Raw genomic sequence first — 1,835 nt, forward strand, 5'->3', positions numbered from 1 at the left:
AGGCGGCCGAGCATGGCGAAGCCCATGGCCGGCAGGATGTTGGCGGCAACGCCGCAACCGTCGATGATGAAGGGCGGGATGAAGTCGAGCAGACCCTGAATGGCGTCGGAACCCAGATAGAAGGCGCCGCCGCACAGCAGGAAGTACTCAACGCAACCCCAAATTCCAATTCCCCAATGAACGGCGTAGATGCCTTTGAGGTTTCCCTTGAGGGCGAACTTGTCTGCCATATCGACAAACACAGGGAACAAAGCATTGGTAATGTTGCCGATCGTCAGCGAAAGGACGGCGATGGGCATGGCGAGCGCGATGGCCGTCTCGGTACCCTGACCGAGCTGAATGGCAAACGCGCAGGCGAGCACGCCGCCGACGGTTTCGTTGGGCGGTACGTAGGCGCCGATGGAGATCGAGCCCATGAACAGCAGCTCCAGGCTGGCGCCAACGGCAAGGCCGGTCTGCAGATCCCCCAGCACCAGGCCCACGAGCGGGCACAGGACGATGGGGCGGAACGCGTAGAGGGTGCCGAGCTGGTAGTCGAGGCATCCAAACGCTCCGACTAAGCCGACGAGGATTGCTTGGACAAGCATAATTCCTCCCAATAAGGAATATCGAACCGTCGTCACTCCCGTCGCGCGCGTTGCTGATATCAATTCCGGGAGTTCGATCACACGGCTCGAAGTGTACCTGGTGTGCTGCTAACACCCATGCCAGGTACAAATGATTTGATACCAATTATAGGTATGCAGGTCCTTACTATTTAATACCACTCGCTCAGCGGGGTGTTTTTTACCGTAAACGGCAAACGTATCCCATCAGGCATGTTCCTTGTTTCGATGGCGGACAAGCGCCACCAGAAAGCCATCGCCAAAGGCATCGGATGCCAAGTTGGCCACAATCACCAAAACGATAATCGACGCACCCAAAAACTCATTCCAGTGAAAGACCTCGCCAAAGAGGAGCGCCGACCAGCAGGGAGCGAGCACGACCTCGCTCATGCAGACCAAGTTGGCCGCAAACGCGTTGGTGCGCGCAATCCCCTTGGCATACAGCACGCTCGCAAGACCACTGCAAAAAAGGCCATGCACCAGCATGAGCCCCCACTCAAATGGTCTCACGGAGTCTAGGGCACCAGCAAAATAGAGGATCGGCAGCATCGAGATACCGCAGGAGATGAGCGAGGACACCATGGGCGACGCATCGGCGCGAGAGTTCAAAAAGAAACACAGCCCAAAGGTGGCGCCCGAAATGACGGCAAGCAGGTTGCCGAGCATGCCCTCGGGACTCAAATCACCCAAAAAGAAAAGTCCCATACCCGTAAAAGCGACCACCACGGAGGCAATCTTCGCAGGCGAAGGCAACGTGTGAGTTGCGAGCGATTGATACACGATAACGAAAATCATCGAGGTGTACTGCAAAACGATTGCGTTACCGACCGTCGTGAGCTGGTTGGCAAAGTTAAACGTAGTGCCCGTCACGAAGTTGCAGACGGCCACAAGGGCAATAAGACGGCTGACGCGGAGGACAGGCCTGCCGACGAGCAGGATAAAGAGTGCCATAAATATTGCCGTGACGGCACCGATCAAAAGAGCTGACTGCGAATTGGCGTGAACGAGGATGCCGATAAAGCTCCACAAGAGCGCCGTGCCAAATAGATACATCGCCCCGCTCACGCCATTGTCGGGTGGATTGTCAGATCGAATCACGAAGCACCTCCAGCTAGCTTTCGGTAATAAAAAACGGCGACCGCAATGGGTCGCCGTTTCCCTTGGGGGCAGATAATAGGCCGGGCCCTTACGCCAGCACGCCGAAGAACGCGCCGACGATGCCCACGACCA

At 56.8% G+C, this 1,835-nt stretch carries 2 protein-coding genes; both read right to left on the reverse strand.

All coding sequences use genetic code 11. The annotated features are described in order from the left end of the window. On the reverse strand, window positions 1-587 hold a 587-nt coding region (locus DXC67_RS10220), incomplete at its 3' end, for a PTS sugar transporter subunit IIC (protein WP_147327791.1). A 225-nt stretch (window positions 588-812) separates the two neighbouring features. Next, complete coding sequence (locus DXC67_RS10225; protein ID WP_233503234.1) at window positions 813-1,703, reverse strand: DMT family transporter; 891 nt, start codon at window positions 1,701-1,703, stop codon at window positions 813-815. Window positions 1,704-1,835 lie beyond the last annotated feature (132 nt).

The sequence above is a fragment of the Collinsella sp. TF07-1 genome, assembly GCF_003437235.1.
Taxonomy (GTDB): Bacteria; Actinomycetota; Coriobacteriia; order Coriobacteriales; family Coriobacteriaceae; genus Collinsella.